A 13,230-nucleotide genomic window follows, 5' to 3' on the forward strand; every position below is an offset into this window, starting at 1 on the left:
CGCCCTGGCCCGTCAGAAAAACCCCGGTGGCCCCGCCACCGGGGTTTTTTTATAGCTGGAACCGCACTTCGAGCTTTTTGTGAAGCCGCCGCGCCTCGCGGAAGGCCTCCTTGAGGATCCGCCGATCCATCGGATTGACGTTCTCCGGATCCAGCCGATTGCCCATGGTGTCGCCGGCCACCGACTGCTGCTGGTGCTCGCGCATCCTCAGCAGCTGCACAAAGGCGAACGAGCGCTCGAACGCCCCGGCATCCTCGGCGCTCAGCACCCCCGCGCGGGCCAGCTCGCGTAGACGCGTCTGGGTGTGTCCATCGGCGATCCCCGCCTGCAGGGCCAGCACCCGGGCGGCATCCACGAACGGGGTCAGGCCACGCACCTTGAGATCCAGTCGATGCACACCATCGGCATCGCGATCGGTGACGAAGTCCCGGAACACGCCGAGCGGCGGCTTGATGGCCAGGGCGTTGGCCGCAAGGGTGTGCAGGAAGACCGAGTTGCCGGCCGCCAGCTCCACCACCCGGCGCTGCAGGGCCTCGCCGGTGACCAGATCCCCCCACACGGGCCGAAAATCGAAGTAAATGGTCGAGCTGAGCACGTTCTCCGGCGTGGCACTGGCCACCAGCCGGCCAAAGGTGGCCTCCCACTCCGCAAAGCTCAGGCAGAGCCCCGGATTGCTCGCCATGACATTGCCCGTGCACAGCGGAAAACCGCAGGCGTCGAGCACCTCGTTGATGCGCCGTGCCAGCGGCAGCAGACGCTCGCGTACCGCCTCCGGCGTCTCATCGCCGGGGTCAAACAGAATCCCGTTGTCCTGATCGGTCACCCGCGTCTGCTCGCGTCGACCTTCGCTGCCAAAGGCAATCCAGGTAAACGCCACGCCGGGGTCGTCGCGCTCGGCCAGGACCAGTTCAATGGCGCGGGTCACCGTGCGGTCGTTGAGCAGCGTGATGATGCGGGTGATCTGCTCAACGCCGGCGCCGTGGGCCATCATGCTGTCGATCAGCGCCCCCACCTGGCCGCGGGCCAGCACCAGCGCGTCCACGTCCTCGGCGCCGGTGATCGAGCGGGTCAGATGCACCAGGTTGATCCGCTGCAGGGCAAAGATGTCGCGCTCGGAAATGACACCGGCGAGCCGGCCCTGCGGATCGGTGACGATCATATGCCGGATGTGGTGACGCGCCATTTCCACCACCGCCTCAAACGCATAGGTCTGGGTGTCGAGGGTGACCGGCTCGCGGGTCATCACCGCCGCCAGCGACTCGTCCAGGTGACTGCCCTCGGCGACGACGCCCCGCAGGTCATGCAGGGTGAAGATGCCCTGCGGACGCTCGTCCGGGTCGGTGACCAGCACGCTGCCCACCTTGCGCGCATGCATGGTGGCCACGGCCTCCCGCACCGAGGTATGCGCCTCGCAGGTCAGCGGGTGGCGGTTCATCAGCTCTCCCAGCGGCGTATCCATGGTGGTATCGCTGCCCAGATTGCCGGCGGCACGGTGCTGGATATCCTGCTGGACCTGCTCGAGCAGCCCGCTCACCCCGCGCAGACAATAGTCGCGGAACAGCGGGCTTTCGCTGACGAGGTGCTCGAAGGTGGTCCGGGGAACGCGCAGACACTGGGTGGGCGTGCTGGCGCGATAGACCGTGCGCGTGGCCCGCTGACCGATCATTGCGGCCATGGGAAAGTTATCCCCGGGGCCCATCTCAAAGCGCTCACCGCCGGGGCGCTCCGCGCGCACCTGCCCGTCGACGATCAGGTAGAAGTACCCGGCGGGCTCCACCGACGGCTCGAGGATGACGGTGCCGGCGGTGTAGCGGCAGACCTCGCAATGCTCGCGGAAATGCTGCTGCAGGGCCCGCGGCAGGCGGTCAAAGGGCGCATGCGCGTCCAGAAATCCGCGCACCACCGAGGCATCGGTATCGGCCGTGTCGTCGCTCATCGCTGTCTCCCGCGTGGTTCATCGGCGTCTACCGGCAGCGTACCTCGACAAACGGGCATGGGAGTAGCCTATACTGGCGGAAAAGAGGAGGAGGCAGCATCCACGGATGCTGAGTGGCTGATGGTTAAAACAATTCTGATTGTCGACCATGAATCCAACCTGACCAGTGCCCTGCGTTTTCTACTCGAGCAGTCGGGCTTTCGCGTGGCACTGGCCAACAGCGGCAACCAGGCCGAGGCAGCGATGGCCGAGGCCGCCCCGGATGTCGCCCTGGTCAACACCACATTGCCCGACCGCAACGGGTACGACCTCTGCCAGCGCCTGCTACAGGGGTCAGGCCCGATGGGCCTGCCGATCCTGATGCTCACCTCGCACAGCCTCGAGGTGGAGCGCGAGAAGGCGTTTTCGCTGGGTGCCACGGACTTCATCGTCAAGCCGTTCGATCCCGCGGCCATCCTCGGCCGGATCCGGTCGCTGGCGAGCGGAGCCGCCTGAGGGTGAGAGCCTTTCGGCTCCCGCGGCTGCGCAAGCGGCTATGGGGATCGACAGCGGCCATCGCCCTGCTCGCTGGCCCCGCGGCATTCCTGCTCAGTGGGCTGCATCCGCTGCTGGCCGGTGCGGTGGCGGGGCTGGCACCGCTTATCGGCGGCCTGCTGCTGGATCGGCGCGTGACCCGTCCGCTGAGTGCCACCGAGCGCGGGGCCGGGATTATCGCCGGCTCCAACCCCGGCCATCGGCTGGAGCTGCCGTCGCGGCACTGGCTGGGCCGCCTGCCCGAGACCATCGAGCAGCTCGGTGGCACCCTGGCACGCAGTCGCCGCGAGATGGAAGAAGCCGCCTCGGCATGGACCACCCGCATCGAAGCCCGCAAGGCCCGGCTCGAGACCATCCTGCGCGAGATCCGCGAAGGCGTCGTGGTCTGCCGCGACGACGGTCGCATCACCCTCTACAACCGCACCGCGCGCGTGCTGCTGGACGCCGAACCGGCGCTGGGTCTGGGGCGCTATCTGCATGAAGTCCTCAACGACGGGCCGCTACGGCATGCGCTGAGCCTGATCGATCCATCCGCCGATGCCGCCAGCAACGCCGACACCGAACTGGTCTGCGCGACCGCCAGTGGCGAGCGACTGCTGCGCTGTCGGGTGGCGCGGCTGATCACCGACGATCCGGGGACCGACGGCTTTGTCATCACCCTCACCGACGTCTCGCGCCAGACCCGGGCGGTGCTGCGGCGCGAGCAGAGCCTGCGCGAGGCGGTGGAGTCGCTGCGCGATCCGCTGACCAGCCTGTGCACCGTCAGCGAAAGCCTGCGACTGGCCCAGCAGGCGCAGATGGGCGAGGACGCCGAGCGCTTCGGGCGCATGCTGCATGAAGAGACCCGACGCCTGACCGATGCCTTCGCGCACCTGTCCGACGAGACCGCCTCGATGGTCACCGATAACTGGCGGCTGGAGGACCTGCACCTCGGCAGCCTGATCGCCGGCATCAAGAAAAACGCCGCGGCAGGCCGGCTGCCCCGGGTGCAGTGCAGCGCCGATGTGTGGGTGTCCGCGGAACCCTATCTGCTCAGCCAGGTGATCGAGGCGCTGCTGATGCGTCTGGCCGATACCCTGGCGGTCAGCGCCGTCGCCGTGTCCGGACGCGGTCAGGGCAGCCTGGTCTATCTGGATATGAACTGGTCGGGCGACGTCGTCAGCCCCGATCAGCTCGACGAGTGGCTGGATGCGGGCCTCGATGATGTCGGCGGGACGGTGACCCTGCGCGAGGTGCTGCAGCGTCATGACACCACCGTGTGGAGTCAGCCGGACCTGTCACGGCCCCACCGGGCGCTGCTTCGACTGCCACTGCCCGGTGCGCCGGCGAAGACCGAGGCGCCCACCCCGGTCGCCGCGCGGCCCGAGTACTACGACTTCGCCGCCGACGAGGCCGAGCCGGTGCGGGCGCTGGGCGAGGCGGCCGACACCCGGCTCGGCGACCTCGACTATGTCGTCTTTGACTGCGAGACCACGGGCCTCGAGCCCGGTCATGGCGATGAAATCGTCGCCATCGGTGCCGTGCGCATCCACCAGGGACGGGTCATGCACGGCGAGACCTTCGAGCTACTCGCCAACCCGGAGCGCCCGATCCCCGCGCTGGCATCAAGTATTCATGGGATTCATGACGAAGACGTGGCCGATGCCCCGCCGGTGGACGAGGTGATCCGGCGCTTTCATGCATTCGCCGGCGACGCCGTGTTGGTGGGCTTCAACATCGCTTTCGACATGCGCTTTCTGCGCCTCAGGCAGCGCCGCTGCGGGGTGCGCTTTGATCATCCCACGCTCGACGCCCTGCTGCTGTCCATCCTGCTGCACGACCACACCGGCGAGCACACCCTTGAAGGCGTCGCCCGGCGGCTGGGGGTGGGCGTCGGTGGGCGTCACACCGCGCTGGGGGATTCGCTGACCACCGCTGAGATCATGATCCAGCTCTTCGGACTGCTCCCCGAGGCGGGCATCAACCGGCTTGAGGAGGCGATTGACGCCCAGGAAAAAATGGTCGAGTTCCGCCGCCAGCAGCGCGCCTTCTAGACATGAAAAACCCCCGGGGCCCGAGGGACCGCGGGGGTTCTGACCGTCCGGGCGGGACGATAGCGGTAATCAGCTCTCGGCCTCTTCCTCGCCAAGCGCCTTGATGCTCAGGCGGATACGGCCCTGGCGATCCACCTCGAGGACTTTCACCCGCAGGTTCTGACCCTCGGCGAGCTCGTCGGAGACGCTCTCCACCCGCCGGTCCGAGATCTGCGAGATGTGCACCAGCCCATCGCGACCGGGGAGGATGTTCACGAAGGCGCCGAAGTCCATCAACTTGATGACCTTGCCCTCATAGACCTGTCCGACCTCGACGTCGGCGGTCAGCAGCTCGATCCGGCGCCGGGCCTCCTCGCCGGCCGCCTTGTCCACCGATCCGATGGTGACCACGCCCTCATCGGTGATGTCGATGGTGGTGCCGGTCTCCTCGGTGAGCTGGCGGATGGTGGCGCCGCCCTTGCCGATTACGTCCCGGATCTTGTCCGGATCAATCCGCAGGGTGATCAGTCGCGGCGCGTAGGCGGACATCTCCTCGCGGTGCTCGGCGATGACGCCGTTCATCTCGCCGAGGATATGCAACCGCCCGTCGCGGGCCTGGCTCAGGGCCTGTTCCATGACCTCGCGGGTGATGCCATCGATCTTGATGTCCATCTGCAGCGCCGTCACACCACTATCGGTGCCGGCCACCTTGAAGTCCATGTCGCCGAGGTGATCCTCGTCACCGAGGATGTCGGTGAGCACGGCAAAGTCATCGCCTTCCTTGATCAGCCCCATGGCGATACCGGCCACCGGCGCCTTGATCGGTACGCCGGCGTCCATCAGCGACAGACTGGTCCCGCAGACCGACGCCATGGAACTCGAACCGTTGGACTCGGTGATCTCGGAGACCACGCGCACCACGTAGGGGCAGTCCTCGGGCTCTGGCATCACTGCCTGGACGCCGCGCTTGGCGAGCTTGCCATGGCCGATCTCGCGGCGCTTGGGCGAGCCCATGAAGCCGGCCTCGCCGACGCTGTAGGGCGGGAAGTTGTAATGCAGCATGAACGGCTCGCGGCGCTCGCCCTCAATGCCGTCAATGATCTGCGCATCGCGGCCGGTGCCGAGGGTCGTGACCACGATCGCCTGGGTCTCGCCGCGGGTGAAGATCGCCGAGCCATGGGTGCGCGGCAGCGACCCGACCTCGATGTCGATGGGCCGCACGCTCTGGTTGTCACGCCCGTCGATGCGCCGCTCACCGGCGAGGATCCGACCACGCACGATGGTCTTCTCGAGCGCCTTGAAGGCATCACTCACCGCTTCCGCGGACCAGCCCTGCTCGCTGTCGTCGACGGCGACCAACGCCGCGTTGACGGTCTCGCGCACACTGGCGACAGCCTCCTGCCGGGCCTGCTTGTCGGCCACGGCATAGGCGTCGGTGAGCGGCTTCTCGGCGTGCTCGCGTACCCGCTCGGCCAGCGTCTGGTCGGCCGTCTCCGGTGACCAGTCCCAGCGCGGCTTACCGGCCTCGGCCGCCAGCTCGTTGATGGCCATGATGGCCGACTGCATCTGCTCGTGACCGAACAGCACCGCGTCGAGCATGGTCTGCTCGGGCAGCCGGTCGGCCTCGGACTCGACCATGAGAACACCCTGCTCGGTGCCCGCCACCACCAGGTCCAGTGCGGAGTCCTCGAGCTGCGAGATCGCCGGGTTGAGGACGAATCCGCCATCCCGATAGCCGACGCGCGCGGCGCCGATAGGCCCATCGAACGGAATACCGCTGACCGCGAGCGCCGCCGAGGTGCCGATCAGTGCCGGGATGTCGGGATCGACCTCGGGATTCATGGAAATCACCGTGGCGACGACCTGCACCTCGTTGGTGAAGCCGTTGGGGAAGAGCGGCCGGATCGGCCGGTCGATCAGACGACAGACCAGGGTTTCCTTCTCGGACGGCCGGCCCTCGCGCTTGAAGAATCCGCCAGGGATCTTGCCCGCCGCGTAGGTCCGCTCCTGGTAGTTGACCGTGAGCGGCAGAAAGCTTCGTCCGGGCACGACTTCGCGCTTGCCGACGACCGTGACAAGGACAACGGTATCGGCCATGTTGACCATGACCGCCCCGCTCGCCTGCCGGGCAATCCTGCCGGTCTCGAGCGTGACGTTGTGTTCCCCGTATTGGAAAGATTTTTTGACGGCGGTTGGAGTCACTGAGTTTTATCCCCTGGTCTTCTGTGGAGCGGCTTACTTACGCAGGCCGAGTCGCTTGATCACCGTCTGATAGCGCTCGAGGCTCTTGCGGTGGAGATAATCCAGCAGCTGCCGACGCTGATTGACGAGCTTGAGCAGCCCGCGGCGGGAGTGATGGTCCTGTTTATGGGTGGCGAAATGATCGGTGAGGTACTGGATCCGGGCGGTGAGAAGCGCGATCTGCACTTCCGGGGATCCGGTATCACCTTCCGCCCGCCCGTAATCACGGACGATCTCCTGCTTCTGCTGCGCGCTGAGCGACATCAATGACTCCTGAATGAAAAACTGATTAACAACAATTCGATATTCTATCCGTGGGGGCGTCGCTGAACAAGCAAACGCCGGGGCGCGACGCCGCGGTCGCCGGCGCGCTCACCCAGGCCAAGAAAACCCTCCGCCTCGGCATAGACCCGGCAGAGCCCGGTCGGCGCCGTTTCGTCGGCCGCCAGGGCCACCGCCTGCCCCTGGCAGAAACGCGCCGATTCGCCGCTGGGGAGCGTCACCGCCGGATAACCGCGCAGTCCGCGGTCGGGCGGCAGGAGGCAGGCATCCAGCGCCCCGGAACCGCTCTGGTAACGCTGCTCAAGGGCGTCGAGGGTCCACATGCCATCACCGTCGAAGGGCCCCAGTGCGGTGCGCCGCAGCGTTTCAATGTGGGCGCCGCAGCCCAGTGCCTCGCCGATGTCGGCGGCGAGGCTGCGGATGTAGGTGCCCTTGGAGCAGCTGACCGTCAGCCGCAGCCGGTCGGCCTGGATCCACTCGCCGGTCAGCGAGTGAATGGTCACGGGCCGGGGCGCCCGCTCCACCGTCCGGCCCTCGCGGGCCAGCTCGTGCAGGCGACGCCCCTGATGCTTGAGTGCGGAGACCATGGGCGGGACCTGCTCGATGGGCCCGCGGAACCGCGCCAGCACCGATTCGAGGTGCCCGGCATCAACGGCGGGCACCGGCCGTTCATCCAGCGGCGTGCCGTCGGCATCGGCGCTGTCCGTGACCACCCCCAGGCGCACGGTCGCCACATAGGCCTTGTCGGCATCCAGCAGCCAGCCACTGATCTTGGTGGCCTCACCGAAACACATCACCAGCAGACCCGTGGCCAACGGATCGAGATTGCCGGTATGCCCCGCTTTGCGGGCGTCCAGCCAGCCGCTGACCCGTCTCAGGGTCTGATTGGAGGTCTGCCCGGCGGGCTTGTCCACCGTCAGGATCCCGTCCACCGCGCGGCCCCTGCGACGCCCCATCGCCCCGGGTCAGTCCGAATCCCGCGAGCCCGACCCGTCATCCGGCTGGACATCGTCGATCAGGCGGTTGAGCCGCGCACCCCGCTCGAAGGTGGGATCGTACTGAAAGCGCAGTGTGGGCACTTTGCGCAGGGTCAGTCGCTGTGCGAGCTGATGGCGCAGAAAGGCGCCGGCGCCGGTCAGCACCCGGACCATGTCGCGGGATTCATCGGCGTCCATCCCCAGACCGGTGACGAACACATCGGCGTAGGAAAAGTCGCGGCTGACCTGGACCTCCGAGACGGTGACCGACCCCACGCGGGGATCGCGGACCTCGTCCCGGATGAGCCCGGCCAGCTCGCGCTGGATCTGGTCGCCGACGCGGCGGGCCCGTGAGAAGTCCCGTGGCATCCCTAGAGGGTCCGCTCGACGGTGATGCGCTCGTAGCACTCGATCTGGTCACCGGCGCGCACGTCGTTGTAGTGCTTCACGCCGATGCCGCACTCGGTGCCCGACTGCACTTCGCGGACGTCGTCCTTGAAGCGGCGCAATGATTCGAGCTCGCCTTCGAACACCACCACGCTCTCGCGCAGCACCCGGATCGGGTTGCGACGCCGCACGACGCCGTCCACCACGAGGCAGCCGGCGATCTGGCCGAGCTGTGACGAGCGGAACACCTCGCGCACCTCGGCGGTGCCGATGATATTCTCGCGGGTCTCCGGCTCAAGCATGCCGCTGATGGCATTGCGCAGCTGATCGATGGCGTCGTAGATGATGCTGTAGTAATGCGGCTTGACGTCGTTTTCCTGCGCCAGGCGCCGGGCCTTGGCATCGGCACGGACGTTGAAGCCGATCAGCAGGGCTTCGGAGGCGATCGCCAGGTTGACGTCGGACTCGTTGATCGCGCCGACGCCGGTGGCCACGGGCACGATGCGCACCTCGTCGGTGGACAGGTTGGCCAGCGACTGGGTCAGCGCCTCGACCGAGCCCTGCACGTCGCCCTTGATGACCAGATTGACGGTCTTCACCGCCTCGTCCTGCATCGAGTTGAACAGCTCGTCCATCTTGGCCGCCTTCTGCGCCTGCAGGCGCTTGTCGCGGCTCTTCTCGCGGCGCCGGTCCACCAGCTCGCGGGCCTTGCGCTCGTCCTCGACGGCCAGGACCTCGTCACCGGCTTCGGGCAGTCCCGAAAGCCCCAGGATGACCACCGGTGTCGATGGCCCCGCCGATTTCACGCGCTCGCCCCGCTCGTCGAGCATGGCGCGGACACGACCGAACTCGGTGCCCGAGATGATCGTATCGCCCTGCTCGAGGATGCCGTTCTGCACCAGAATGGTCGCCACCGGACCGCGGCCACGATCGAGGCTGGATTCCACCACCACGCCCGAGGCCGGGCAGTCGCGGACGGCCTTGAGCTCGAGGAGCTCCGCCTGCAGCGCCACCGCCTCGAGCAGTTCCTCGACGCCCTGGCCGTTGATCGCCGAGCAGGGAATGAACTGCGTATCGCCGCCCCATTCCTCGGGGACGACTTCGCGGGCCACCAGCTCGTTTTTGACGCGATCGGGATCGGCCTCCTCGCGGTCGATCTTGTTGACCGCCACCACCAGCGGCACACCGGCCGCACGGGCATGCTTGACCGCTTCTTCGGTCTGCGGCATGACGCCGTCATCGGCCGCCACCACCAGGATGACCACGTCGGTGACCTGCGCCCCGCGGGCCCGCATGGCGGTGAACGCCTCATGACCGGGCGTATCGAGGAAGGTCAGATCGCCCCGCTCGGAGTGCACCCGGTAGGCACCGATGTGCTGGGTGATGCCACCCGCCTCGCCGGATGCCACTTTGGCACGCCGGATGTAGTCGAGCAGAGTCGTCTTGCCGTGGTCGACGTGGCCCATGATGGTCACCACCGCCGAACGCGGCTCTTCGGTGCCCTCGGGCTCGGTGGTCTGACTGAGCACCTCGTCCTCGAGGTCGTCCTCGCGCACGATGTGCGGGCGATGCCCCAGCTCTTCGACCAGCAGGACGGCCGTGTCCTGATCGATCGCCTGGTTGATGGTGGCCATCACACCCTGCTTCATCATTTCCTTGATCAGGTCCGCCGCCTTGACGCTCATGCGCTGGGCGAGGTCGCCCACGGTAATGTTCTCGGGCACCTGGACATCACGCACCACCGGAGCGGTGGGCTTTTCAAACCCCTGCTGGAGTGCCGAGCTCGCTGCACCGGCGGCGCCGCCCTTGCGCGCCCGCCGGCCACCGGACTCGGCCTTCTTGCGCGCCTTGCCCTTGCCGCGCGACGCCTTGCGGGCGGCCCGCTCCTCGGCCTCACGCTCGCGCTTGGCCTCGGCCTCGAGGCGCTTGCGCTCCTTGTCGTCCTCGATTTCCTTGTTGCGCGCCGCTTCCGACTCGGTCTTCTGCGTCTGCGCTTCGAGATCGGCCGGCGACTGGGCCGGCTCGGCGGCGGTCTCGCTGCCGGCGGTCGCGGACTCGGCGTCGGCCGCGGTCCCACCCTCGGCGGCGCGGGCCTCGGCCTCGGCGGCTTCCGACGCCTCGCGGGCCTGCCGGTCGGCCTCGGCCTGGGCCGCCGCTTCGGCCTGGCGCTGGGCCTCGGCCTGACGCGCTTCCTCGGCGGCTGTCACATCCTGCTGGAGGACACGCTCAAGCACCTGGACATCCTGCTCGGCGGCCTCGGCCTCGACCACGCTGCGCTTGACGTAGGTCCGCTTCTTGCGCACCTCCACGTTCACGGTCCGGCCGGCGCCGGCGCCGCGGCTGCCCCGCGGACTGCGCCGCTCGCCGCCGCCCGAGGGCATCTTGAGCTGACTGTGACTGCGTCGCTTGAGAGTGATCTGCGATGGCCCACCGTCTTCGCTGTCATCGCGCCGACCGTGGGTCTTGCGGATATGCTCGAGCAACGCGGACTTGTCCGCATCGGAGAGCGTCGCGTCGGGATCATCGCTGGCAAGCCCCGCCTCGCGGAGCTGGATCAGCACCCGATCCAGCGGCACGCCCGTCCTGTCTGCAAAATCCCGGACTGTGCTCTGCGCCATATTCAATACCTCCGTCCCGGCTTGACCGAGATTAGTCCTGACCCTCGCCGGCGTCGGCGAACCAGGGCTCTCGGGCCTTCATGATCAGCGCTCCTGCGCGCTCCGCATCAAGACCTTCGATATCACTTACATCATCCACCGACTGCTCGGCCAGGTCCTCCATGGTCTGGATTCCCCGCGCGGCGAGCTGCTCGGCGACGGCCGTGTCCATACCCTCAAGCCCGAGCAGGTCCTCAGCAGGCGCCTCCGCCGCTGCGGCCTCGGCTTCACGCTCGGCCAGCACGTCGCGGGCGCGCTGCCGAAGCGCGTTGACGAGGTCCTCGTCAAAGCCCTCGATCTCGAGCAGCTCGACCACCGGTACATAGGCGATTTCCTCGAGACTCGAGAAGCCCTCCTCGACCAGCAGCCCGGCCAGATCTTCGTCCACATCCAACGACTGAGCGAATCGATCGACCAGCTCCGCCGCCTCGGACTCGCTCTTGGCCTCAGCCTCGGAAGCGGTCATGACGTTGAGCTCCCAACCGGTCAGCTCACTGGCGAGGCGGACGTTCTGCCCACCACGACCGATGGCCTGGGAGAGCTGATCCTCACCCACGGCGATATCCATGCTATGGCGATCCTCATCGACGACGATGGACTCCACCTCGGCCGGTGCCATCGCGTTGATGACGAACTGGGCGGGATTCTCGTTCCACAGGATGATGTCGATGCGCTCACCGGAGAGCTCGTTGGACACGGCCTGCACGCGCGAGCCACGCATCCCCACACACGCCCCCACCGGGTCGATGCGGCTGTCCAGCGCATTCACCGAGATCTTGGCGCGCAGGCCCGGGTCGCGGGCGGCGCCCAATATGTCGAGCAGCTCCTGGCCCACCTCGGGCACCTCGAGCTTGAACAGTTCGACGAGAAACTCGGGTGCCGAGCGGCTGGCGAACAGCTGCGGCCCACGGGCCTCTTCACGCACCTCGCGCAACCAGGCCCGCAGTCGGTCGCCGGGGCGCACCGCTTCCCGCGGAATCATCTCCTCGCGGGGGATGAACGCCTCGGCATTACTGCCCAGATCCAGAAACACGTTGCCCCGTTCGACGCGCTTGACCACGCCCGAGATCAGCTCACCCGTGCGGTCGCGGTAGGCCTCCACCACCTTCGCGCGTTCCGCGTCGCGGACCCGCTGGACGATCACCTGCTTGGCGGTCTGCGCGGCGATACGACCGAACTCCACGGACTCCAGCGGCTCCTCGATGGTGCCGCCCACCTCGACCTCGGGGTCGATGGCACGGGCTTCGCTGAGCGTCAGCTGCTGATCGGGATACTCCTGCTCGGCGTCATCCTCGACCACCTCCCAGACACGGAATGTCTCGTAATCGCCCGTGCGCCGATTGACCGAGACCCGGGCACCAATCTCGCCCTCATGGCGCTTCTGCGTCGCCGAGGCAAGGGCGGCCTCGATGGCTTGGAAGATCACTTCCTGCTCGACACCCTTCTCGTTTGCGATCGCGTCGACTACCAGCAGAATTTCCTTGCTCATCGTCTACCGTTCTCCGATTGGATTACGCCGCGGCTTACGGCTCCAGCTCAATATGTGCATTGTCGATGGCCTCCAGCGGCACGACCCGGCGACCGTCCTCGGACGCCACCGCCACGCCCCCGTCGGTCAGCCCCTCAAGTCGACCGCTGATCCGGCGCTGCCCGTCGATCCGCTCGCGAAGCCGCAGACGCACTGTCTCGCCGGCGAACCGCTGGTAATCGGAAGACTTGAAGACCGGGCGATCGAGCCCGGGAGAAGAGACCTCGAGGTGATAGTCCCCGGCAATCGGGTCTTCAACGTCGAGCACCCCACTGACCTGATGGCTGACCCGGGCACAATCATCTACGGTGATGCCCGCCGGGGCGTCGATGAATACGCGCAGACAGGCATCGCGCCGGCCGGGCTGAAACTCCAGGCCGACACATTCGTAGCCCAGTCCTTCGATGACCGGCTCAAGCAGTTCAGTAACGTGTTCGGGCGCTTTCATGTCTGTTCGTATCCGGTCCCTGCCGGAACAAAAAATGGGCCCGAGGCCCATTTCAACGCCGGCTGTCGCCACTGCAACACCGGCAAAAAAAAAGGCCGCAAGCGGCCTTCTCGAAGATGCCTAATTGGTAGCGGGGGCAGGATTTGAACCTGCGACCTTCGGGTTATGAGCCCGACGAGCTACCGGACTGCTCCACCCCGCAACCGACTCGAGGAATGTTAGACGCTC

At 67.1% G+C, this 13,230-nt stretch carries 10 protein-coding genes and 1 tRNA gene; 2 read left to right on the top strand and 9 right to left on the bottom strand.

All coding sequences use genetic code 11. From position 1 onward, the window contains the following. Window positions 1–49: 49 nt before the first annotated feature. Window positions 50–1,936, bottom strand: coding sequence for a DUF294 nucleotidyltransferase-like domain-containing protein (locus tag FPL11_RS04915; RefSeq protein ID WP_144347669.1), 1,887 nt, complete (start codon window positions 1,934–1,936; stop codon window positions 50–52). A 120-nt stretch (window positions 1,937–2,056) separates the two neighbouring features. On the opposite strand from FPL11_RS04915, the gene FPL11_RS10085 reads away from it, so the two are divergent. Next, window positions 2,057–2,431, top strand: coding sequence for a response regulator transcription factor (locus FPL11_RS10085; RefSeq protein ID WP_157809056.1), 375 nt, complete (start codon window positions 2,057–2,059; stop codon window positions 2,429–2,431). A 2-nt stretch (window positions 2,432–2,433) separates the two neighbouring features. After that, window positions 2,434–4,503 (top strand): 3'-5' exonuclease, encoded by a 2,070-nt coding sequence (locus FPL11_RS04925; protein WP_144347671.1) that lies wholly within the window; start codon window positions 2,434–2,436, stop codon window positions 4,501–4,503. Between the two features lie 69 nt (window positions 4,504–4,572). Here FPL11_RS04925 and pnp read toward each other — a convergent pair whose 3' ends face one another. The 8 genes from pnp to FPL11_RS04965 form a co-directional block, all read right to left on the bottom strand. Further along, window positions 4,573–6,684, bottom strand: a complete 2,112-nt coding sequence (gene pnp / locus FPL11_RS04930) for a polyribonucleotide nucleotidyltransferase (protein ID WP_144347672.1) — start codon at window positions 6,682–6,684, stop codon at window positions 4,573–4,575. A 33-nt stretch (window positions 6,685–6,717) separates the two neighbouring features. Continuing rightward, a complete protein-coding gene (rpsO, locus tag FPL11_RS04935; protein ID WP_110883082.1) occupies window positions 6,718–6,987 on the bottom strand; it encodes a 30S ribosomal protein S15 in 270 nt (89 codons plus the stop codon). A gap of 44 nt (window positions 6,988–7,031) precedes the next feature. Further along, a complete protein-coding gene (gene truB / locus FPL11_RS04940; RefSeq protein ID WP_144347673.1) occupies window positions 7,032–7,961 on the bottom strand; it encodes a tRNA pseudouridine(55) synthase TruB in 930 nt (309 codons plus the stop codon). 9 nt (window positions 7,962–7,970) lie between these two features. Beyond that, window positions 7,971–8,351: a 30S ribosome-binding factor RbfA gene (rbfA, locus tag FPL11_RS04945; protein ID WP_110883084.1), complete on the bottom strand. Its 381-nt coding sequence runs from the start codon at window positions 8,349–8,351 to the stop codon at window positions 7,971–7,973. A 2-nt stretch (window positions 8,352–8,353) separates the two neighbouring features. Continuing rightward, window positions 8,354–10,987: a translation initiation factor IF-2 gene (infB, locus tag FPL11_RS04950; protein ID WP_144347674.1), complete on the bottom strand. Its 2,634-nt coding sequence runs from the start codon at window positions 10,985–10,987 to the stop codon at window positions 8,354–8,356. A 31-nt stretch (window positions 10,988–11,018) separates the two neighbouring features. Further along, window positions 11,019–12,515, bottom strand: a complete 1,497-nt coding sequence (gene nusA / locus FPL11_RS04955; RefSeq protein WP_110883086.1) for a transcription termination factor NusA — start codon at window positions 12,513–12,515, stop codon at window positions 11,019–11,021. Window positions 12,516–12,549: 34 nt separating this feature from the next. Further along, entirely contained in the window at window positions 12,550–13,002 is a 453-nt protein-coding gene (rimP, locus tag FPL11_RS04960; RefSeq protein ID WP_110883087.1) for a ribosome maturation factor RimP, read from the bottom strand. 125 nt (window positions 13,003–13,127) lie between these two features. Continuing rightward, a tRNA-Met gene (locus FPL11_RS04965) sits at window positions 13,128–13,204 on the bottom strand. Window positions 13,205–13,230: the final 26 nt, after the last annotated feature.

The organism is Spiribacter aquaticus, assembly GCF_007625215.1.
GTDB classification, from domain to species: Bacteria; Pseudomonadota; Gammaproteobacteria; order Nitrococcales; family Nitrococcaceae; genus Spiribacter; species Spiribacter roseus.

What these genes read in the sequence shown, in the direction of transcription:
- FPL11_RS04915 (WP_144347669.1), bottom strand. Translation starts at nt 1,936, where the DNA reads ATGAGCGACGACACGGCCGATACCGATGCCTCGGTGGTGCGCGGATTT.
- FPL11_RS10085 (WP_157809056.1), top strand. Translation starts at nt 2,057, where the DNA reads ATGGTTAAAACAATTCTGATTGTCGACCATGAATCCAACCTGACCAGT.
- rpsO (WP_110883082.1), bottom strand. Translation starts at nt 6,987, where the DNA reads ATGTCGCTCAGCGCGCAGCAGAAGCAGGAGATCGTCCGTGATTACGGG.
- truB (WP_144347673.1), bottom strand. Translation starts at nt 7,961, where the DNA reads ATGGGGCGTCGCAGGGGCCGCGCGGTGGACGGGATCCTGACGGTGGAC.
- rbfA (WP_110883084.1), bottom strand. Translation starts at nt 8,351, where the DNA reads ATGCCACGGGACTTCTCACGGGCCCGCCGCGTCGGCGACCAGATCCAG.
- infB (WP_144347674.1), bottom strand. Translation starts at nt 10,987, where the DNA reads ATGGCGCAGAGCACAGTCCGGGATTTTGCAGACAGGACGGGCGTGCCG.
- nusA (WP_110883086.1), bottom strand. Translation starts at nt 12,515, where the DNA reads ATGAGCAAGGAAATTCTGCTGGTAGTCGACGCGATCGCAAACGAGAAG.
- rimP (WP_110883087.1), bottom strand. Translation starts at nt 13,002, where the DNA reads ATGAAAGCGCCCGAACACGTTACTGAACTGCTTGAGCCGGTCATCGAA.